Source organism: Bacillus oleivorans, from assembly GCF_900207585.1.
GTDB lineage: Bacteria > Bacillota > Bacilli > Bacillales > JC228 > Bacillus_BF > Bacillus_BF oleivorans.
The window spans coordinates 361,952-381,268 of record NZ_OAOP01000003.1; the positions used below are offsets into that span (position 1 = coordinate 361,952).

Consider the following 19,317-nt stretch of genomic DNA (forward strand, 5'->3'; position numbering starts at 1 on the left):
AGGTGATCAAGATGAATATATGGATAAGCATGCTTTTTTTAGGATTGATTGGAGCATTGATTGGCGGATTTACTAATTTCTTGGCGATTAAAATGTTATTTAGGCCCTATCAGCCCCTATATATTGGAAAAATCAAAATTCCTTTTACTCCTGGTTTGATTCCTAAAAGAAGGGAAGAATTAGCCAATCAGCTGGGAAAATTGGTCGTTGAACAGTTAATTACGAAGGATAGGATTGAAAAACGACTATTAAATGGCAGCTTTAAACATGAAATGATCCAATTTATCCAATCCGAAGCTGGCAGATGGCTAAAATCCGAGAAAACAGTCCTGCAAGTATTAGAAGAATGGGAAATCCACCACGCAGATGAGCGTGCAGCGAGATTTTTGGATACGAAAGTAGAAGAGGCCTATTTAAAAGTACTTGAAAAATACGGAGATTACCCATTAGAACAAGCAATACCAGAAGAATTAAAAAAAGATATCAATCAGAAAATTTATAGTTTAACTACATATATATTAGAAAAATGTGAAGATTATTTTTCGAGTGCTGAGGGGAAATGGCGAATACAGAAGATGGCTGATGAGTTTTTGCAAAATCGCGGCATGTTTGGGAATATGCTGCAAATGCTGCTAGGAAATGTGAACCTCGTTGAAAAAATACAGCCTGAAATGATCCGTTTTATCCAGAATGAAGGGACACATGATCTCTTGTATTCCTTGTTTTGCCACGAGTGGGAGAAATGGCAAAAAAATAAGATTTCGGATGCGGAAAAACTAGTAAAACGGGAAAATATAATTTCTCTTTTGCAAAGTGCGGTAAGAAAGTCTGTTTCTATTTCAGTCATTTTTAATAAACCAGTAAAAGAATTGATGGCCCCTTATCAAGAAAAACTAGTGGATCAGCTTATTCCTAAAGTAGTTGAGGTTGGAGGGAATGGGGTGATCGCCAACTTAGAACTGTTATTAGATAAGCTGCAAATTGATCAGTTGGTAGTCGAGCAAGTGCAATCTTTTTCATTAGAAAAAGTTGAAGAATTGGTTTTATCGGTCGCAAAGTCTGAATTAAAAATGATTACCTATTTAGGGGCTTTATTAGGCGGCTTTATCGGAGTTGTCCAATCTTTTGTCCTTTTACTTTTTTAACGAACTCCTCGAAAACATCCACATAGTTTGTTATAGTGGAAGGAAGACTCGAGAAGGAGGATGGGAAATGTCTGTTAATATGTATGATGCAGCCTATGATTTGGAGAAAGCGGTCCGTCAAAGCCAGGAATTTGCCGATCTTCATAAAGCTTATGAGGATGTAGAACAGGATGCGGCAGCGCAAGGAATATTCCAAAACTTTCGCAACATCCAAATGCAGCTCCAGCAAAAACAAATGACAGGGCAGCCAATCACGGATGAAGAAGTTCAGCAAGCACAAAAAGCAGCAGCCCTTGCCCAGCAGAATCAAAAAATTGGTAAATTATTAGAGGTCGAACAAAGAATGAGCATGGTAATTACCGAACTGAATCGAATTATTATGAAACCGCTAGAAGAAATCTATGGGGCTCTAGAGAAATAGGGAAGTTACAGGACTGCCTCCAAAGCATATAATCGTATGCTCTGGAGGCAGTATTTTTAGTATTGTTGCTAAATCTTATGTAATCTCACCCAGCTTGTCTAGTTCTAAGTACCTATTTACGGACATATTTCTTAATATAGGGATACTTACACCTTAGAATGGGGGAATCGCATTGCTATACCGCCTGCTCGCGTTGTCGTTAAACGGAACGGTCCTTAATGATCAAGGCAGACTTTATAAGTCAGTAAAAGAATCTCTCCAATACGTCCAAAATAAAGGGATTCACATTGTCTTCATAACTTCTCAACCTTTCAATTATGTGAAAAAGTTAACCAAAACATTAAAAATAGAAGCAACAATCGTATCACACCAAGGAGCTTACATTTCCTCAACCACCGAAAAGCCTATTTATGTCCGCCGAATTCAAGAAGATGTAACAGCAGATGTCATTAAATTCCTTGAAGCATTCCCATGTCAAATCAGACTTACAACTGAAAATTTTTCTTTCTGCAAACAGCCGGAAGAGCAAAAGCAATTGAAGGCAAGGGCTATTTTTACACCAGGGGATCGGACTCCTTATCAGGTTCGATATGTAGAAGATTTTGGTCAATATGTAAAGAATAAAAATTTGGCGCCTTTAAACATTGATGTGCAGTTCGAAGATGGAGAAGATCTTTTAGATGCGCAAAAAGCGCTGAAGGGAATGTTCGACGAGATCGATATAAACTTACAGCCAAATAACCAGTTTACCGTTGTTCCAGCTGGTGTTTCCGCTCTTAAATCATTTCATTACTTAGCTGATCATCTCGGCATCTCGATGGAGGAAACGGTAGGAATTGGATATGGAGCAGAGGATCTCGAGTGGATGGAAACCTGCGGATTAGTCGTTGCCATGGGTGACTCTCCGAGGTATATTCAGGAAAGAGCCGATTGGATCACACGTTCAGCCGAAGAAAGCGGAGTTGCCTATATGATCATGGAACACTTCCGCAAGCAGCACCCAATCGAATTTTTGAAAAAGATGAATATTATTGATTAGAAGACGGGGGTGAATCCCCCGTTTTTTGTTGATTAGGAGAGCTTTTTAAGAACAAAAGTGGGAAAGGAAAGAGGGGAAAATCTTGAAGAGAGCTTCTAAAGGACCAAAGTGGGACGGGAAAGAGGGGAAAAGTCCATGAGAGAGCTTCTAAAGGACTTAAATGGATGGAAAGAGGAAGAAAAGTCCATGAGAGAGCTTCTAAAGGACATAATTGAATAATAAGAGGAGAAAAAGTCCTTGATAAAGCGTCTTAAGGATAAAATGAGTGGAAAAAGAAAGATTATGTTCTTATAACCCCCTGGCTATTTACCCCAAAACAAAAGCCTCATCTATTTACCCCACCCACTCCTCTTTCCCAAAAACAGACCCATATACATTGACCCTCGGCCCCCATTTTCTGTACACTATAAGCAATGTTGATAAAGGAATGATTGACAGTGAAAATAACATTACTAGGAATAGATGACGAGAGATTGATTCGGCCGCTTCAGCTGATAGCGGATTTGTTTTTTGAAGAATGTGAGGTTCGCTTAACGACTAATGAAGCTGATGAGGTCCCAGATTACACGATAAAGATTGATTTGAATCAGAAACTCACCAAATTTTTAGTATCGGTTTCCTTGCGAAATCTTTGTACGGGTATAACCTATACTGAAACCTCACAGCGGACCTGGCCAAATCCAGACGAAAATGAAAAAGAAGCGTTTAAATTAATTAAACGGGAAATTTCCAGATGCTTCTTGCTCACGCTTCAGCATGAAACTGGGATTATTCAAAAATGGGGTTTTTTAACAGGGATTCGGCCGACCAAGCTGCTTCATAAAGAAGTGCAAATGGGTACACCAAAGGAGATTGCCCATCAAAAGCTAAAAGATGAATACATGATTCATACTGAAAAAATTGATCTCATGCAGCAGATTGTCGAACGACAATTGGAAATGGTTCCCGATCTCTATGATTTAAAAAATGAGGTCAGTATTTATATAGGAATTCCATTTTGCCCGACAAAATGCGCTTACTGTACGTTTCCTGCGTTTGCAATTAATGGGAAACAAGGGAAAGTAGATTCATTTTTAGGCGGATTGCATTATGAGATGAGAAAAGTCGGTGAATGGCTAAAAGAAAAAGGGATTTGCATCACGACTATTTATTATGGCGGCGGAACACCTACCAGCATTACGGCTGAAGAAATGGATCTTCTTTATGAAGAAATGTACAACTCTTTCCCTAGTGTTGAAAAGGTAAGAGAAATTACAGTTGAAGCGGGAAGACCCGATACCATTACGCCTGAAAAGCTGGAAGTCTTAAAGAAATGGAAGATTGACCGGATCAGTATCAACCCGCAGTCATATACACAGGAAACACTGAAAGCCATTGGACGTCACCATACGGTCGAAGAAACGATTGATAAATTCTGGCTAGCCCGTAAATCTGGAATGAAGAATATTAACATGGATTTAATTATTGGACTGCCAGGCGAAGGAACAGAGGAACTCTCCCATTCCTTAACAGAGACCGAAAAACTAATGCCTGAATCACTAACCGTTCATACACTTTCCTTCAAAAGGGCATCGGAAATGACAAGACATAAGAATCGCTATAAAGTAGCAGACCGGGCAGAGGTTGAAAAAATGATGGACATGGCAAGCTGTTGGACGATAGAGCATGGATACGTCCCTTACTATTTGTACCGTCAAAAAAATATTCTCGGAAATTTAGAAAATGTCGGATATGCCTCCCCAGGTCAAGAAAGCATCTATAACATCATGATTATGGAAGAAATGCAAACGATAATTGGACTAGGCTGCGGTGCTTCCAGCAAATTTGTACATCCGCAAACAGGGAAGATTACCCGTTTTGCCAACCCAAAGGATCCTAAATCCTATAATGAAGGCTATCAGCATTATACCGAGGAGAAAATCAAAATGTTAGATGAGCTTTTTTCTGAAATGCCTGTAATAAAATAAATAAAAAAATGGAGGCACCTGCTATCTGTTGGGTACCTCCATTTTTTTACGTATGAAACAATAAAAGCTTTCCTTCAGGAGAAGTACAGCGATGCGTTTTTTCTAAATACTGATGCTTTGTCAAAAGCTCTGTTCCCTTTTGCTTTGCCTCTGAATCATTCGCGGCTTCGAATAATTCATCAAGCAGTTTTTCCCCATTTTTCTCAAAGACTGTCAGTTTATACACTTTCATAGCCTCACCCACAATCTCTCTATTTTTCTATTATTATGTAATACTTTTGTAAAGATATCAATTGCATCATTGTTTTCACTAAGAAAATAGGACTATAGTAAATATTGGCTGTCTTGGAACTTTATTGGCTTTTATTCGTATTACATACTAGGAAAAAGGGGGAATCCAAGATGGGTTTAGAGATCAAGAATGTAACAAAACGATTTGGTAATTTTACAGCAGTTAATGATATTTCCCTGCAAATACCCGATCAGGATATATTCGGGTTTTTAGGCGCGAATGGTGCTGGTAAAACGACTACTTTCCGGATGATTCTCGGATTATTGGACCCAAGTGAGGGACAAATCACCTGGAAAAATCAGAGAGTTAACTATGATATTACCAATGAAATCGGGTATTTACCGGAAGAAAGAGGTCTTTATCCAAAATTAAAAATTAGTGAACAGCTTATTTATTTGGCCAAATTAAAAGGAATGTTGAAGTCCGATGCCATGGAAGAATTAAAAAAATGGCTGGAACGGTTTAGAGTTCCAGAGTATTTTGATAAAAAAGTAGAGGACCTATCAAAAGGTAATCAGCAAAAAATTCAATTTATCTCAGCTGTTTTACATAAACCTCAACTTTTAATCCTTGATGAACCATTTAGCGGTTTGGATCCAGTCAATGTAGAGCTGTTAAAAAAGGCCGTTCTTGATTTAAAAGAACAGGGCACAACAATCGTTTTTTCAAGTCACCGCATGGAGCATGTCGAAGAATTATGTGAAAATCTTTGTATTATGCATCATGGGAAGCCGATTGTTGATGGTTCACTAAAAGAAATCAAACGTGCATTTGGGAAAAAGAACGTCTCCGTTATAGCAGACTTTGATACTAGCTTTTTGCAAAACGTGCCTGGGGTCTTAAAACATAAACAAACAGCTGCTGAATCCTTATTGCAAGTGGAAAGCGAAGAAGTTGCCCATACGATATTTCAGGAACTCACCGGCAAAGGCTTTGTCCGCAAGTTTGAATTAGAGGAACCATCCTTAAATGATATCTTTATTGAGAAAGTAGGTTCGTCTTATGAATAAATTTTGGATTGTATTTTGGCAAACCTATTCATCGAAAGTAAAAGCTAAATCTTTTATGATTGTAACGTTAGTGGCTGTTGGAGCCATTTTATTAATGACTAATATCAATCAAATTATGGATTCTTTTGCTTCTGATTCTGATCAAAATAAAATAGCTGTTGTTGATCGGACCAATGAAGTGTTTGATTTATTTAACACCCAGCTTTTAGCAATGGAAGAGGAAGACTTTACCCTCGTTAGGGCTGAAAGTGAAGAAGGATTAAAAGAACAAACTTTAGCAGGCGATTATTCTGCCTATATAACCATTTCATATGATGAAAATCAGCTTCCGCAAGCTACTTACTATGCACCAACTATTGTAGAAGGATCAATCTCTGGGGCAATAGAGGGGGCTCTTCAGCAAGTAAAAGGTCAAATCGCAGCTTCGCAACTGAATTTAACCCAAGAAGAGTTAATGACTCTAAGCAGTGCTGTTGGATTTGAAAAAGTGGCTCTTGAGGAAAATGCCAAGTCAGAAGAAGAATTGAGCAGTGCGAGAGGAATTGTTTATGTTCTTCTATTTGTGATTTATTTTGCTGTCATTATGTATTCAGCTATGATTGGGTCTGAGGTTGCGATCGAAAAATCGTCACGTGTAATGGAAATTTTAATTTCTAGTATTTCACCTGTTCAGCAAATGTTTGCGAAAATTTTAGGAGTTGCCTTAGTAAGCTTAACTCAACTTGGAATTATTATTGGAGTAGGCTATTATTCAATTAAACAAAACCTTCAGTCACTGGATTCCGGATTCTTTGAATTCTTCGGTTTCTCGAATATCCAAACATCGATCATTGTCTATGCGATTGTATTTACTTTACTTGGTTATTTCTTATACGCAACATTATCTGCCTTCCTTGGTTCGATCGTCAGCAGAATTGAGGACTTGAATCAAACATTAATGCCGGTTCAGCTTTTAGTAATGGTTGGTTTTTTTATTGCGATGTATGGACTGGGTAATCCAGATACGGTGTTTATTACTGTCACCTCTTATATTCCATTTTTCACCCCAGTGCTTATGTTCATGCGTGTAAGTATGCTGGAGGTACCTGTCTGGGAAGTGGCTCTCAGTATCGGAATTATGCTTGCAGCCATTTTATTGCTTGCCTGGTTTGGAGCAAAGGTTTACCGTGGCGGGGTGCTTATGTACGGAGCGAAAAATTCGATAAAAGAGATAAAAAAGGCGTTGCAGTTATCCAAAAATAACTAAGATGGAGGGGATCATAAACATGCTAGCCAACATTGAAAAAGTCGACAATGGTTATATAGCCCGATTTGAGCGCTTTCTGAATGCACCTGTTCGGGAAGTTTGGTCTTGGCTGACCGAAAACGACAAATTAAGCCATTGGTTTTCCGAACTAACGGTGGATAAGCTTCGTCCAGGCGGCTTTATTCTTTTTGATATGCAGGATGGGACATTTGAGAAGATGGAGATTACTGACCTGGATATATACTCCGTCTTGGAGTACACATGGGGAGAAGATAAGGTTCGTTTTGAGCTTAAACCGGAATCTGAAGGCTGTCATCTCGTAATGATTGAAAAAATTGAAATCTTGACTGAACATACACCAAGAGACTTAGCCGGCTGGCATGTTTGTCTCGATGTAATTCAATCGCTTATAGAAGAGGGCAGACCGCTTTCTGCACGCAAAGAGGAATGGCAAAAATGGTATCCGAAATATAAACAAGCGGTTGAGGGAATTTTATAGAGTCATTATATTAAACAATGTTAGAAGAAGAGGTGCGTGAGAGCATCTCTTCTTTTTTTGAATCAATGGGAAATTTATTTTCTATTAATTGTATACCGAACGTGCATTCGCATTAAGGATTTGATAGAATAGCTAAAAAGGGAAGAAATTTGAATGGAGGCCCCAAAAATGAAGCGTGTTACATTTGTTCATGCCGCAGATTTACACTTGGACAGTCCGTTTGTCGGGATGCAATCATTACCTCCAGAGCTTTATAAAAGAATGAAAGACAGTACATTTGTAGCCTTTCAAAACCTTGTAACCTATTGCCTCAGAGAGAAGGTGGATTTTCTCTTAATCTCTGGAGACTTATATGATGGAGAAGACCGGAGTATTCGTGCCCAAATCCGGCTGCAACAAGAGTTTACGAGACTCCAAAAAGCAAATATTCGTGTTTTTGTTATTCATGGAAATCATGATCATTTAGCTGGTACATGGTCACATATTGAAATGCCTGAAAATGTTTATATTTTTGGACCTAACCCTGAATCAGTTGAATTTACCCATGCGAACGGAATAAAAATATCGATAGCTGGTTTCAGCTACGGTAAAAGGCATGAGGCTGAAAATAAAATAAATCAGTTTCCCAAACAGTTAGGAGATTTAAAAATTGGCATGCTGCACGGACATGATGGTTCTGCTAAAAATCATCTTGCATATGCCCCCTTTACAGTCGATGAATTAGTTAAAATGAATTATGATTATTGGGCATTAGGACATATACATATGAGACAAATTTTAAGTGAAGCTCCCTACGTTATTTACCCTGGTAATATTCAAGGGAGACATATTAATGAGACGGGGAAAAAAGGATTTATCCATGCTGAATGGACACCGCATCATCAAAATATAATGTTTATTCCGTGTCACGATATTGAATGGAGAGTGGAGGAGATTCATATTTCTGGCTCTACTCAGCCAGAAGAGCTTTATCGAGCATGCAAACAGTTAAAGACACAGCTGGCCGATGAATCAGATCGTTTATTTGTAAAAGTTGAGTTTCATTGTAAAAATGATGATATTCATCCTCACACTCTATCATTTATAGAATCTGATCAATTGTTAGAACTGCTCCAGGAAGAGGAGACTTTGAGCGATGAACATTTTGTTTGGATTCATGATGTAAAACTGATCCAAAATCAGGAGGATGGTCCATCATTAGCGAATCATCCTTTTTTATACAATTTAGAAAAAGTGATAGAAATTGCAGATGTTAAGCAAGATTTAGAACCTTTGTTTCTCCATAAAAAAGCATCGCGCTTTTTGCAGGATGTACCGGAGTTAGAGTATGAACGATTAAGGGCTGAAGCGAAGTCATTGCTGCTTAAGCTGCTCAACCGATGAAGGGAGGAACAGATTTGTTAATTAAAGAGATTATTATTTATCAATATGGAAAGTGGATAGACAGCCACTTTCAAGACATCCCTTCATTTATGCTTTTTCAAGGCGAAAACGAGGCAGGAAAGTCAACGCTTACTTCATTTATTTTAAGTATATTGTTTGGCTTTCCTACAAAAAGAGACGATCGTTTTAAAGCAGCAGCCTCGTCCGAATTGGGTGGAGCTCTCTTGATTAGCTGTCCCACACATGGTGAGTTTCGAATTGAAAGGATATATGGAAAAAAAGAAGTTACCGTTCTATTTGAAGATGGAACCGTAAAAGATGAAGAATGGCTTAAAAAATGGCTAGGCGGGATCGACCGCAGTCTTTATGAGCAGATTTATTTCTTTGATTTAGATGGACTGCAAAATGTCCATAAAATACAGGCAGAGGATATTACCCGATATTTGCTTTCAGCTAGTACAATTGGTTCCGAAAGACTCTTTCAGGCAGAAAATGAATTGATCAAGGAGCAAGAGACTCTTTTTAAACCGCAAGGCCGCAATCCAGTCATAAACCAAAAACTGTCTCAGCTTGCAGAGCTAGATACCAAAGTAAAAGAGAAGAAAAGGGAATTAGATCAGTATGACCAGCTTTTACAAGAAAGAATGAAATTAATAGAAAAAGAATCTGATTTAAAACAAGAATTAATAGCGAACTCAAAAGAGCTGGAATATGAAATGGCCTGGTTAACAACGATTCCTCTTGTTATTAAAGAATATAAACTGACCGAGAAATTAGAAGAATATGATTCTCTATCTTTCCCTGAAAATGGGCTGGACCGGTGGAAAGAGTGGAGTCATGCATTAAAACCGTTAATCGCCCAGGAAGTTTCCTTAAAGGATCAGTTAGAACAAGCAGAAAATAAATTAAGCATGCTTGGAGAGCCTATTCTTATTAAGGAAAAAAATAAGTTAGAAGCGCTGCTCAATCAATCTCCTTTATTTTCGCGGGACTTGGAGAGAATAGGAGAGCTGCACAGTAAGTTGAAATATGTAGAAGAAGGTCTTCAAGAAAATAGGCAATTCCTTGGTATTTCAGATTTTGATTCTTTTCAATGGAATCCTTCTTCAATTAAAGAGGCAGAAATACAGCTAGAAAAATGGAATCATCTGCAAAAGCTATATGATGAAAAGGATAATAAGCACAAGCTAGAACAGCAAAGAAAGAACATCTCTATGGAAAAGCTGAATCAGCTTGAAAACGAAATTCTTAGTCCCCCTGAGTTAGAGCTGGAAGAAGGCATGCTTATTGAATGGGAGACGATAAAGTCCATCGAAAATGAGAAAAAAACAATTAGAGCGGAAATTTCATTAATCGAGCAAGAAAAAGAAAAATTCAATAAAAATAGACATGATACGAGAAAGATTGAGAGTGTGTTAATCGGACTTGTTTCCTTAATCAGTTTAGCTGGTTTGACTGTGTCTATTAGACAGAATCAATGGCTGATTGCTTTTATCTGCGGACTCTTGTTTGTCACAGTTGGTGTAACATTTTTATATCTAAAGCAAAACCGCTCAAATCAAACGAGTGAGAGTAACCGATATTCGCTTCTTAAGGAACGTTTAAGGCAATTAGAAAATGAGGAAATGGATTTTACATGTACGGAGGAACGATTTTTTGAAGCCAGAGAAAAAATCAATGGAAACCAAAGAGTAATCGAGGAAATGAAAGAAATTCAAACCGCTGTAAAAGAACAAGGCTGGTATGCAGGCGAACTGGATAAGGAGCGGTTAGACGTACTTAAACAGCTTCGATCTATTGAATTATCACTTCTTGACCTTTTTCAGTCCAATACAGGAAAACTGGAGGTAAATATAGACAGGCTTTCTGTTGACCTTCCACTTATCCAGGTGATTTACCACCATCTAAAAGAAAAGAGCAGACTAGAAGAGGAAATACAAGAGATAGAAAATAGAATGAAACCGATTCAAAACAGTTTACAGGATTGGGCAAAAAAGCTTCAGTTAAAAGGAGCTTATTCGGAACTGTTTGGATTGTTAAAGGACCAATTAGAAAGAGAAAGAGAGCAAGAGCAATCAAGAAAGTTTCTGCAAGAGGGAATAAACGAAATCAGACAGCAGCTTAAAAAAATCCAAGCTGAAAAAGGTTTAGTGACAGAAGAACTCTCCTTTTTACTAAAAAAAGCAGATTGTGAGGACGAAGAATCCTATTTGAAAAAAGGATTTAAATTGGAAGAGAAATTGAAACTTCTGAACCAATTAGAAGCTGTGCAAGACCAGTTAAATCTAACCCGTTTTTCGGAAGAGGAACGAAAACATAGAAATTTAGATCAAGAAATCTCCAAATCCCTAATTTTTACACTTGAAGAAAAAGAAAAGGCCTTTTTAGAAGAGCTTGAGCATATTCGTAAACAAGTGGCTACGGTAGACTATCAGCTGAAACAAATGGAGGAAGGGGGCGCATATATCGACCTTCTTCATCAGTTTTATCAGGAAAAGTATTCATTTCAGGAAACCGCCAAAGCCTGGTCTGTTTATACGATTGCCAGAAGTTTTCTTCAGAAGGCGATGGTTCAATTCAAGGAAGGAACATTTCCGAAGGTTTTACGTAATGCCGAATCTATTTTTAAAACGTTAACCAATGAAAATTATGAAAGAATACGGTTTTCTTCGGACAATGATGAATTATCGGTCCTTCATACTTCAGGTAAATGGTTCCCTGCCGCTGCCCTGAGCCAGGCGACGAAAGAACAGGTGTATGTAGCCATTCGTTTGGGGCTAATCGAAGCCCTTTATCCTACTTTATCATTACCGATTATTATCGATGATAGTTTTGTCAATTTTGACACTAATCGTGTGGCAAAGGTGATGGACACATTACAAGGATTTAGCGGACGTCATCAGGTTATTGTTTTTTCGTGCCATCCTGAAATGACACAGTATTTTCCAAAAGATCACATCGTTGAATTAAGTAAATTTCAACCTATAAGATGAGCAGGGAAATAGCAGTCTAAGGAGCACTGCTTCCATCTATTTGCCAATAGTAGTAGAATAATAGAATAATAAGACACTGTTTATTATGGAGGGGAGAAGCATGTCAAAAGGAATCACGTTCACAGATGTAGGGGAACAGGTAGAGCAGTTCCTCCTGATTAAAAGCGTAACAAAAGGAACAACGAACACAGGGAAGCCTTTTTTGACTTTAATTTTACAAGATAAAAGCGGGGAAATTGAAGCAAAGCTATGGGATGCAACAGATACTGATGAAGAAGCATTTGTTCAGGAAGCAATTGTTAAAGTAGTTGGAGATGTTCATAGCTACAGAGGAAAAAATCAACTAAAAATAAGGCAAATCAGGAAGGCAACCGTGCAAGATGGAGTATCGATTTCAGACTTTTTAGAGACAGCACCTCTCGAACAGGATGAAATGATGTCAAAGATTACACAATACATCTTTGAAATGAAAAACCCAAATATTCAGCGGATTACAAGACATCTTTTGAAAAAACATCAGCAGAGCTTTTTACAATTTCCTGCAGCCACTAAAAACCACCACGAGTTTGTTTCCGGACTAGCCTTTCATGTCGTATCTATGTTGGACCTTGCCAAAAGCTTATGTCAGCTGTATCCTTCGCTCGATCGTGATTTACTCTATGCAGGTATTATCCTTCATGATTTAGGCAAAACAACAGAACTTTCAGGGCCCATCTCACCCTCCTATACGATCACAGGACAGCTTCTTGGACATATAACGATTATGGTCAATGAAATCGGACAAGCCGCAGAAGAATTAGGAATAATAGGGGAAGAGGTAACCGTCCTTCAGCATTTGGTATTATCCCATCATGGGAAGCCTGAATGGGGAAGTCCGAAACAGCCGATGATCCGCGAAGCGGAGCTGCTTCATTATATTGATAACATCGATGCCAAAATGAACATGCTCGACCGCGCACTATCTCGAACAAAGCCAGGAGAATTTTCAGAGCGGGTATTTGCACTAGATAATCGTTCCTTCTATAAGCCAACGTTCATCAAGTAAAAAAACGGCCAGGCATATTCACCATTCTCCCTGCATAAAGTGTAGTAAATATGGATTGGACAACCTATGAAGGAGTGGATAACTTGGACGTCCCTTTTTGGGTAATTCTTATTGTGATTGGGATTATCGTAAGTGGCATCATGACGGTAAAAGCAGGGAAAGATGAACAGAAAGAAGAGGAAGCGTTTATCGAAAAAGAAGGGGAAATCTTTCTTGAGCGAATGGAAAAGGAAAAAGAGAGAAAACAGCAGGTTTCCTCTTCTTAAATAACATGTAGTATTTTATACTAAAAAAGGGGCTGTCCAAGAAGTCTGGTAGATGACTTCTTAGGAAGCCTCCTTTTAATTTCTGTTTTTTTGATAGTAGTTCAGGGACTCTCTATAAGGATGTTGCAGTCTAATGCCACAATCCTGGTTGAGTGTGCCGACTATATGTTGATTAGAGCGGAAGGCGCGAAGACTCCAGCGGGAGTATGGGACAGAGGAGACACCGCAGGCGCTAAAGCGCCGTGGAGGCTCCACAAACCGCCCGCGGAAAACGAAGCGCCTGGAGCGCAAATCAACAGGCAAGTTGAACACAACTTTTTAGAAAAATTCAAAAAAATAAAAGCAGGTGAAGAAAATCAACTCATTTTTCCCCACCTGCTTTATCCTACAGATTTATCGGTCAGACTCTCAATAGATGTTTACTTTTCTTCAGTATTCTCAAATAAAGCTTGGAAATCCTCATCTTTCACGTCAATTTTCGCATCAGCCAATACTTTATCAACTGCAGCTTGAATTGTTGCTTGATCTAATTTAGCCGTTTTGTAGCCTTCAATAACATCTTCTTTAGCATCTTCAAATGCAGGCTTTTCAGGTGCTGCAGTAACTTCGATAATATGGTAGCCATATTGTGATTGAACTGGATCACTAATTTCGTTTACTTTTAAGCTAAAGGCAGCTTCTTCGAATTCCGGAAGCATTTGTCCTTTTGACACTTCACCAAGGTCTCCGCCGTTTTCCTTGCTGCCAGGATCTGTTGAATATTCCTTCGCTAACTCAGCAAAATCTCCGCCTTCTTTAAGCTTCTGTTTTACTTCATTGGCCGTAGCTTCATCTTCTACTAAAATGTGGCGAACATTTCTTGGAGGAGCCCATTCTTCATTATAGAATGTTTCCAGGTCTTCATCAGTGACCTGACTCATAGCAGCCTCTTGACGAAGTAAGTCTAGTTTAATCGCACGGCGAAATTCTTCTTCGTTTTGAAATCCGCTGGATTGTAAAGCCATTTCAAAGTTTTCGCCAAATTGTTCTTTAATCGGATCTAATTGTTCATTGATTTTTTCATCGGATACTTTAAATTTTTCACTTAATACTTTTTCTTGAACAAGCGTTTGTAATGCTTGATCACCCATTGTACTTTTCATTTCATTGTATAGCTCGTCCTTTGTAACAGTACCGCCTTCAAATTCTACTACTGCTTCTGAGTTATCTTCTTTTCCTTCTTGCTCTTCTTGCCCTTCATCTGCACATGCAGTCAGCACTAATGCTAAAGCTCCAAAAAGTAAAAAGGTCTTCATCCATTTTTTCATGCAAACACTCCTAAACATTGTTGTAAAACCAAAATTCCCATACAGTAACTTATACCATATTGGAGGAAATAACACAATGAAGAATAGACAAGCAACTAATTGAGATTTAAAGGAAAAGTATAAAAAACTGGGTGAACTGCCCACCCAAATTAAGAAAGCCTACATATGATATAGCGACTAAAGAAAAGGAGGTCAACAAAATGAGTAACGGTTTTCACAGTGGATTTGCTCTTCTCGTTGTGTTGTTTATTTTGTTAATTATTGTAGGGGCTGCCTATATCTGCTAATAAGTGTAACCCATCCGGGATAAGGAAATTCATAAAATCGGGATACGTGCCTATTCGCACGGCCGGGCTAATGAATAGTATATGTTAGTCGGTAGTAAAGGAGGTGTCTGTATGGGTGGCGGCGGATACGCAGGAGGTTTTGCGTTAATTGTTGTGTTGTTCATCTTATTAATTATCGTAGGTGCAGCATGGCTATAAATTTCGATCGTGGAACTGGTTAATGAGAAAGGAGGGAACCTAGTATGTCAGGATCTGGAGTTTATGGAGGAGGCTTTGCGCTACTCGTAGTATTGTTCATCCTTCTCATTATTATTGGTGCAGCTTGGATTTACTAACCTGATAGGGAATACATGTAATCCCAAACACACAAAAGGAGAGAAGCGCAGCTGTCTCTCCTTTTTTTAGGCTATTTCAACTAAGCGTATAAGATTTCTACATAGGACGATAGTAAAAGTATCGTAATAGAAATGTTAATAAAACGAAACACTTTTGGCTGACGGTCTTCAGGGATCTCTTTTTGGATGCACAAAGAATTCGTCAATCGATTAATGGAGTATAGGATGAAAGCAGCGAAAAGTAGAAACATGGAGATCATCCTGAATTCCCCTCCTTTGATTCTATGAATTAACCATATCAAAACATAATAAAAAATGAAACTCTTGACCTTGTAGAAAGGCATCTTTTTCAAATATATGCCTTTCTTATTTTAGCTTATTCATTGAAAAACGCACCTTTTTCGGTTAGGTGCGTTACCTATTTTAAGCCATTTATTAATATTTCAAGAGAATCCTCGGTTTCATCAACTAGACAAGCTTTTGGCGTATGCGAAAGATTTTTGTAAAAGATAAAATCCTCAACACAAAGACCAGTGTGAAGAGCAATGAGTAAAACACCATAATGAAAATATTGAGGAAAAGACAAAGTAAAGACAATCCCGACCAAAGTAAGAATGACGAAAGGAAAAATTAAAGCGAGTTTATAAATATTTTTAGCAACTGGCTCATGTAATCTGAATTTTAATTGCCCTTTTTTATTTATGAATAATCGACATTTTCCCCCAAGGATTCGTAACGGCAAATAATGAAGTGCCTTATGAACCGGGTACAAAAGGATTAAAGCAAAAATAAAGAAGGCAAAATATTGGTCATTCAGACCTACACCGTCATGAAAAGCATGGGCAATTGAATATAAAACTATAAACGTAAGCAACATAGTTAAAAAAGAAGTAATGACCAGACGAAAAAAACCATCCTGACGTGATATCGGAATTGACTTCCAGCAGTGCATCATTGTTCACCTTTCTCATAGTTGTTGAAATATGAATGCCTAATTTAAAAGGTTCTATAACTCTTTAACATTTGGATTTTTAAAAAGGCAAGTTAAAACTTCTTTACATACTTTAAGCAATTTAGCTGACAAAATCAAGGTGTTTTTTTACTAAAAGTTAAAGAATGAATCACCAAATGCTGGGATCAACTATGACTATGAGAGTAGATACTGGATTATTAGAATTAATCATTAAAAAACTCTATATATCAAATTACAATTCTAGTAAGCTACTCCAATGAAACTGCTGCTTCTGTTTTCTTCTTTTCTTCTTTTTTCTTGAAACTTCCATCTTCTTCATAAAAATCATTTTCTAAGTTAGAAAATGATTTCTCAAAAATATCCATGAAGTCTTTTCCATAGATATTCCGAACAATAGCCATAACCTCTAAAACATCAGGATATTTCCCATACAGATTTCGTAATGGGAGAACTCCGTTATAAACAGAATTTTGTTCTGGATCATAATCATCCATTAGTTTCAACAGGATTTCTTCGCCTATTTCCGTAATTTGAACATATGTGTTCCTTTTGTCATTCTCTCTTTTTGAAAATGTTAATAAGCCACGCTCTTCTAATTTTTTTGAAAAATTAAAAGCTGTTGATACATGCATGACTCCGAACTTAGCTACATCTGAAATGGAAGCTCCGCCTAGATGATACGTAATCCATAATATGTGGTGTTCATTAATGTTTAAATCATAAGGCTTAATCCATTGCTGCCAGTCTTTTTCGACAGATTTCCAAAGGGCTTTGCATAATTGAGCAATTCTTTGTGAAAATAACATTGCTTCTTTTTTTGAACCAAATTGGTCTGCCATGCCATCACCTGCTTTTCTTCTTCTACTTAGTATTATTATGCCAGTAAAATGAATAGAAGGGAAGATAAAAAAATTCAAAAATTTAGTCTATTTTTGATAAACAGAACGTTCTAACCTTTTATATTGCTGCTGAATCTCTTCTATTTCCCTTCTAAAGTGGTCTAACTCAGGATCAATTGAGTGTCTCCATTTTTCAATCGATGGTTTGAGTTGGGTCTGAACGACATTTGCCGCTTTCTTACTTTCTGAGACTAGTTTTAAAACGTCTGTTCTAACATCTAGTGCTTTTTCTTGGATGTTTCTGAGGAGATTTCCCCATTCCTTTGTTTCCGTCTTTATGGATGAACGAATCGCCTTGCCAGAGCTTGGGGTGGTAAATAAAACCGTAACTCCGCCTAGGATTCCGCCAACAATCGCACCTGTTATTAATGATTTTAATTTCATGTGATCACCTCATATCTAGGTTATGTATTTTTTTTCTACAAAAAACAACAAAATCCTCTTTTAATTAGAAATTTTATAGTTCTTCATCCAAACGATGAATAAATTTTCGCAATAAAACATTATGAATGATGTTTCATGTCCATCGCAATTCATGCATATATATGAAAAAACTGCAGGTGATGCATTGTGGAATCTATATTTTGAGAGAGGGGGATTTCCTTGGCATTGATTACCGTACTTTTATTTTCGTTTAGTTTTCTATTATTTGCTACTACTATACATTTTACGGTGGTATTGAAAAAATCAAAAATGTATCCGCCAAAGGCGGTTATCCGCAAAAAAATACAAACCCTGAGTACCTTTGCTGTAGTCTCTTTATTGTTAGGTGTCATCCTCTTATATATACCGGCAGGATAACAGAACTAAATAAAAAAAGCCTAGGCTTTATTACGGCCTAGGCTTTGTCGCTTTATTTTTTTACAATTGCTTGCGTGGATGGTGTCTCGAATTGCAGGCGCTGTGTAAGCTTGCTGGCAATTGGATAAATAATAAACATAAGAATACTGTTAACCGCAACTGCCGGTAATACGATACCTACAGTTAATGCTAAAAATGCATCAGGTAATTCGAAAAAGATGAAAGCTGTTCCTAAAAAAATCATCCCTGATACGAATGTACCAATTGCAGTAAGAACAACTACCTTTGCTAGTTGTGCACCAATTTTTCTTAAAGCCATTAATAATCCAAAAAAGATAAAGGCTGTAAGGAATTTATCAACTATATTTGGAATTTGTCCAGCTGGGAATCCAGTCGTTAATGCAGAAAGGATTCCGGAAGCAAGCCCCAATAATACAACATTTCCGACTCTAGGAAAGAGGATTATCCCCAAAAACATCATAGTCAATAACATATCTGGCTTCATACTGCCAAGTGATGGCGGAATAATTAAGTGTAACGCAGCTCCCATAGCCATAAACAACGCAAGCAAAACAAGTTCTTTCGTTTTCATTTTCTCATCTCTCCTCGTCTAAACTGTTCTTTTCTCTGTCTCCTATAGTACCCTTATGGTCTATAGCGAGATTTTTCTTAGTATATCATAAGTCCTGCGGTTTGGAAATGTTCAAATAATTTATGCATTACTGTTCTTAAGCTGCTGACTAATTTCGCTTGCAATCGTCTGCAATTTTTCACCGGTATATTCATTTTGATGGGACTTCCAAACGGCACCAAAGCCATCGCCTTTTCCATAACGCGGAATGATATGCATATGGAAATGAAAAACAGACTGACCTGCATCCTCACCATTATTATTTAAAAGGTTAAGACCGATTGGCTGATAGGCTTCTTTAATGGCATTTGCAATCGAAGGAACAACTTCAAATATTTGCTTAGCAATTTCAGGAGTTAGTTCAAATACATTTTCTTTATGTACTTTTGGCACAACCAGTGTATGACCCTTTGTAACCTGGCTGATATCAAGGAAGGCTAAAACATGCTCATTTTCAAAAACTTTAGCACCTGGGATTTCCCCATTGATGATTTTACAAAAAATGCAATCATTCACAGCGGGACAACTCCTTCTCTTTTTGGAATATTGTACCACAATGAAGAAGGTGAAAAAAGTTTCAGGCCGTACAAAATAAAAGAAGGCGAAATCCTCGAATTGGATTTCGCCCCTTGAAGGGGACCTGCGGTTTGAAAACCTCATATATTTTCTTTAACAAACACCCCATTTTCGAATGTGTCTTAGCTTGCCTGGTTAGAGTGTAACAAAGCTCAAGATCATATGATCTTTAAAGCTTACAGTGGTTGTATCTTTGATAAAC

23 protein-coding genes are annotated in these 19,317 nt (G+C 37.7%); 15 read left to right on the forward strand and 8 right to left on the reverse strand.

The genetic code is table 11. From position 1 onward, the window contains the following. Positions 1-11 precede the first annotated feature (11 nt). The 4 genes from CRO56_RS09065 (at position 12) to CRO56_RS09080 (ending at position 4,572) form a co-directional block, all read left to right on the forward strand. A complete protein-coding gene (locus CRO56_RS09065) occupies positions 12-1,145 on the forward strand; it encodes a DUF445 domain-containing protein (RefSeq protein WP_097158286.1) in 1,134 nt (377 codons plus the stop codon). A 67-nt stretch (positions 1,146-1,212) separates the two neighbouring features. Then, entirely contained in the window at positions 1,213-1,566 is a 354-nt protein-coding gene (locus CRO56_RS09070) for a YlbF/YmcA family competence regulator (RefSeq protein WP_097158287.1), read from the forward strand. A 172-nt stretch (positions 1,567-1,738) separates the two neighbouring features. After that, the gene (locus CRO56_RS09075) at positions 1,739-2,605 is read left to right on the forward strand and encodes an HAD hydrolase family protein (RefSeq protein WP_179714228.1); all 867 of its coding nucleotides are present in this window, start codon (positions 1,739-1,741) and stop codon (positions 2,603-2,605) included. 437 nt (positions 2,606-3,042) lie between these two features. After that, positions 3,043-4,572 (forward strand): coproporphyrinogen III oxidase, encoded by a 1,530-nt coding sequence (locus tag CRO56_RS09080; RefSeq protein ID WP_097158289.1) that lies wholly within the window; start codon positions 3,043-3,045, stop codon positions 4,570-4,572. Between the two features lie 46 nt (positions 4,573-4,618). On the opposite strand, the gene CRO56_RS09085 is transcribed toward CRO56_RS09080, so the two are convergent. Further along, a complete protein-coding gene (locus CRO56_RS09085) occupies positions 4,619-4,804 on the reverse strand; it encodes a YhzD family protein (RefSeq protein ID WP_097158290.1) in 186 nt (61 codons plus the stop codon). Between the two features lie 170 nt (positions 4,805-4,974). On the opposite strand from CRO56_RS09085, the gene CRO56_RS09090 reads away from it, so the two are divergent. The 7 genes from CRO56_RS09090 to CRO56_RS09120 all read left to right on the forward strand — a co-directional run bounded on the left by CRO56_RS09090 (position 4,975) and on the right by CRO56_RS09120 (position 13,306). Continuing rightward, positions 4,975-5,874, forward strand: coding sequence for an ABC transporter ATP-binding protein (locus tag CRO56_RS09090; RefSeq protein WP_097158291.1), 900 nt, complete (start codon positions 4,975-4,977; stop codon positions 5,872-5,874). Next, on the forward strand, positions 5,867-7,120 hold the full coding sequence (locus CRO56_RS09095; RefSeq protein ID WP_097158292.1) for an ABC transporter permease: 1,254 nt from the start codon (positions 5,867-5,869) through the stop codon (positions 7,118-7,120). Before CRO56_RS09090 ends, CRO56_RS09095 begins: the two co-directional genes overlap by 8 nt. A gap of 19 nt (positions 7,121-7,139) precedes the next feature. Next, entirely contained in the window at positions 7,140-7,619 is a 480-nt protein-coding gene (locus tag CRO56_RS09100; protein WP_097158293.1) for an SRPBCC family protein, read from the forward strand. 168 nt (positions 7,620-7,787) lie between these two features. Further along, a complete protein-coding gene (locus tag CRO56_RS09105; protein WP_179714229.1) occupies positions 7,788-9,002 on the forward strand; it encodes a metallophosphoesterase family protein in 1,215 nt (404 codons plus the stop codon). Between the two features lie 14 nt (positions 9,003-9,016). Continuing rightward, positions 9,017-11,995, forward strand: coding sequence for an AAA family ATPase (locus CRO56_RS09110; RefSeq protein ID WP_179714230.1), 2,979 nt, complete (start codon positions 9,017-9,019; stop codon positions 11,993-11,995). A 100-nt stretch (positions 11,996-12,095) separates the two neighbouring features. Continuing rightward, on the forward strand, positions 12,096-13,040 hold the full coding sequence (gene yhaM, locus CRO56_RS09115; RefSeq protein WP_097158296.1) for a 3'-5' exoribonuclease YhaM: 945 nt from the start codon (positions 12,096-12,098) through the stop codon (positions 13,038-13,040). A 50-nt stretch (positions 13,041-13,090) separates the two neighbouring features. Further along, positions 13,091-13,306, forward strand: a complete 216-nt coding sequence (locus CRO56_RS09120; protein ID WP_097158297.1) for a sporulation YhaL family protein — start codon at positions 13,091-13,093, stop codon at positions 13,304-13,306. Positions 13,307-13,725: 419 nt separating this feature from the next. Here the strand turns inward: CRO56_RS09120 and CRO56_RS09130 are convergent, their stop codons facing one another. Continuing rightward, positions 13,726-14,613: a peptidylprolyl isomerase gene (locus tag CRO56_RS09130; RefSeq protein WP_097158299.1), complete on the reverse strand. Its 888-nt coding sequence runs from the start codon at positions 14,611-14,613 to the stop codon at positions 13,726-13,728. A 200-nt stretch (positions 14,614-14,813) separates the two neighbouring features. On the opposite strand from CRO56_RS09130, the gene CRO56_RS09135 reads away from it, so the two are divergent. The 3 genes from CRO56_RS09135 to CRO56_RS09145 all read left to right on the forward strand — a co-directional run bounded on the left by CRO56_RS09135 (position 14,814) and on the right by CRO56_RS09145 (position 15,235). Continuing rightward, positions 14,814-14,900, forward strand: a complete 87-nt coding sequence (locus CRO56_RS09135) for a YjcZ family sporulation protein (protein ID WP_097158300.1) — start codon at positions 14,814-14,816, stop codon at positions 14,898-14,900. Between the two features lie 111 nt (positions 14,901-15,011). After that, entirely contained in the window at positions 15,012-15,098 is an 87-nt protein-coding gene (locus CRO56_RS09140; RefSeq protein WP_097158301.1) for a YjcZ family sporulation protein, read from the forward strand. A gap of 44 nt (positions 15,099-15,142) precedes the next feature. Continuing rightward, positions 15,143-15,235, forward strand: coding sequence for a YjcZ family sporulation protein (locus CRO56_RS09145; protein ID WP_097158302.1), 93 nt, complete (start codon positions 15,143-15,145; stop codon positions 15,233-15,235). Positions 15,236-15,315: 80 nt separating this feature from the next. On the opposite strand, the gene CRO56_RS23200 is transcribed toward CRO56_RS09145, so the two are convergent. The 4 genes from CRO56_RS23200 to CRO56_RS09165 all read right to left on the reverse strand — a co-directional run bounded on the left by CRO56_RS23200 (position 15,316) and on the right by CRO56_RS09165 (position 17,491). Beyond that, positions 15,316-15,495, reverse strand: a complete 180-nt coding sequence (locus CRO56_RS23200) for a hypothetical protein (protein WP_097158303.1) — start codon at positions 15,493-15,495, stop codon at positions 15,316-15,318. Between the two features lie 158 nt (positions 15,496-15,653). After that, positions 15,654-16,187 (reverse strand): DUF3267 domain-containing protein, encoded by a 534-nt coding sequence (locus CRO56_RS09155; protein ID WP_179714231.1) that lies wholly within the window; start codon positions 16,185-16,187, stop codon positions 15,654-15,656. Between the two features lie 269 nt (positions 16,188-16,456). After that, a complete protein-coding gene (locus tag CRO56_RS09160; protein WP_097158305.1) occupies positions 16,457-17,047 on the reverse strand; it encodes an HTH-type transcriptional regulator Hpr in 591 nt (196 codons plus the stop codon). A gap of 87 nt (positions 17,048-17,134) precedes the next feature. Continuing rightward, a complete protein-coding gene (locus CRO56_RS09165) occupies positions 17,135-17,491 on the reverse strand; it encodes a YtxH domain-containing protein (RefSeq protein ID WP_097158306.1) in 357 nt (118 codons plus the stop codon). Positions 17,492-17,710: 219 nt separating this feature from the next. Between CRO56_RS09165 and yhzF the strand changes: the two genes are divergently transcribed. Beyond that, positions 17,711-17,908, forward strand: a complete 198-nt coding sequence (yhzF, locus tag CRO56_RS09170; RefSeq protein WP_097158307.1) for a membrane protein YhzF — start codon at positions 17,711-17,713, stop codon at positions 17,906-17,908. Between the two features lie 52 nt (positions 17,909-17,960). Here the strand turns inward: yhzF and CRO56_RS09175 are convergent, their stop codons facing one another. Next, positions 17,961-18,500, reverse strand: coding sequence for a tryptophan transporter (locus tag CRO56_RS09175; RefSeq protein WP_097158308.1), 540 nt, complete (start codon positions 18,498-18,500; stop codon positions 17,961-17,963). 120 nt (positions 18,501-18,620) lie between these two features. Then, positions 18,621-19,055, reverse strand: a complete 435-nt coding sequence (locus tag CRO56_RS09180) for an HIT family protein (RefSeq protein ID WP_097158309.1) — start codon at positions 19,053-19,055, stop codon at positions 18,621-18,623. Positions 19,056-19,317 lie beyond the last annotated feature (262 nt).

What these genes read in the sequence shown, in the direction of transcription:
- CRO56_RS09065 (WP_097158286.1), top strand. Translation starts at nt 12, where the DNA reads ATGAATATATGGATAAGCATGCTTTTTTTAGGATTGATTGGAGCATTG.
- CRO56_RS09070 (WP_097158287.1), top strand. Translation starts at nt 1,213, where the DNA reads ATGTCTGTTAATATGTATGATGCAGCCTATGATTTGGAGAAAGCGGTC.
- CRO56_RS09085 (WP_097158290.1), bottom strand. Translation starts at nt 4,804, where the DNA reads ATGAAAGTGTATAAACTGACAGTCTTTGAGAAAAATGGGGAAAAACTG.
- CRO56_RS09090 (WP_097158291.1), top strand. Translation starts at nt 4,975, where the DNA reads ATGGGTTTAGAGATCAAGAATGTAACAAAACGATTTGGTAATTTTACA.
- CRO56_RS09095 (WP_097158292.1), top strand. Translation starts at nt 5,867, where the DNA reads ATGAATAAATTTTGGATTGTATTTTGGCAAACCTATTCATCGAAAGTA.
- CRO56_RS09100 (WP_097158293.1), top strand. Translation starts at nt 7,140, where the DNA reads ATGCTAGCCAACATTGAAAAAGTCGACAATGGTTATATAGCCCGATTT.
- CRO56_RS09105 (WP_179714229.1), top strand. Translation starts at nt 7,788, where the DNA reads ATGAAGCGTGTTACATTTGTTCATGCCGCAGATTTACACTTGGACAGT.
- yhaM (WP_097158296.1), top strand. Translation starts at nt 12,096, where the DNA reads ATGTCAAAAGGAATCACGTTCACAGATGTAGGGGAACAGGTAGAGCAG.
- CRO56_RS09120 (WP_097158297.1), top strand. Translation starts at nt 13,091, where the DNA reads ATGGATTGGACAACCTATGAAGGAGTGGATAACTTGGACGTCCCTTTT.
- CRO56_RS09130 (WP_097158299.1), bottom strand. Translation starts at nt 14,613, where the DNA reads ATGAAAAAATGGATGAAGACCTTTTTACTTTTTGGAGCTTTAGCATTA.
- CRO56_RS09135 (WP_097158300.1), top strand. Translation starts at nt 14,814, where the DNA reads ATGAGTAACGGTTTTCACAGTGGATTTGCTCTTCTCGTTGTGTTGTTT.
- CRO56_RS09140 (WP_097158301.1), top strand. Translation starts at nt 15,012, where the DNA reads ATGGGTGGCGGCGGATACGCAGGAGGTTTTGCGTTAATTGTTGTGTTG.
- CRO56_RS09145 (WP_097158302.1), top strand. Translation starts at nt 15,143, where the DNA reads ATGTCAGGATCTGGAGTTTATGGAGGAGGCTTTGCGCTACTCGTAGTA.
- CRO56_RS23200 (WP_097158303.1), bottom strand. Translation starts at nt 15,495, where the DNA reads ATGATCTCCATGTTTCTACTTTTCGCTGCTTTCATCCTATACTCCATT.
- CRO56_RS09155 (WP_179714231.1), bottom strand. Translation starts at nt 16,187, where the DNA reads ATGCACTGCTGGAAGTCAATTCCGATATCACGTCAGGATGGTTTTTTT.
- CRO56_RS09160 (WP_097158305.1), bottom strand. Translation starts at nt 17,047, where the DNA reads ATGGCAGACCAATTTGGTTCAAAAAAAGAAGCAATGTTATTTTCACAA.
- CRO56_RS09165 (WP_097158306.1), bottom strand. Translation starts at nt 17,491, where the DNA reads ATGAAATTAAAATCATTAATAACAGGTGCGATTGTTGGCGGAATCCTA.
- CRO56_RS09175 (WP_097158308.1), bottom strand. Translation starts at nt 18,500, where the DNA reads ATGAAAACGAAAGAACTTGTTTTGCTTGCGTTGTTTATGGCTATGGGA.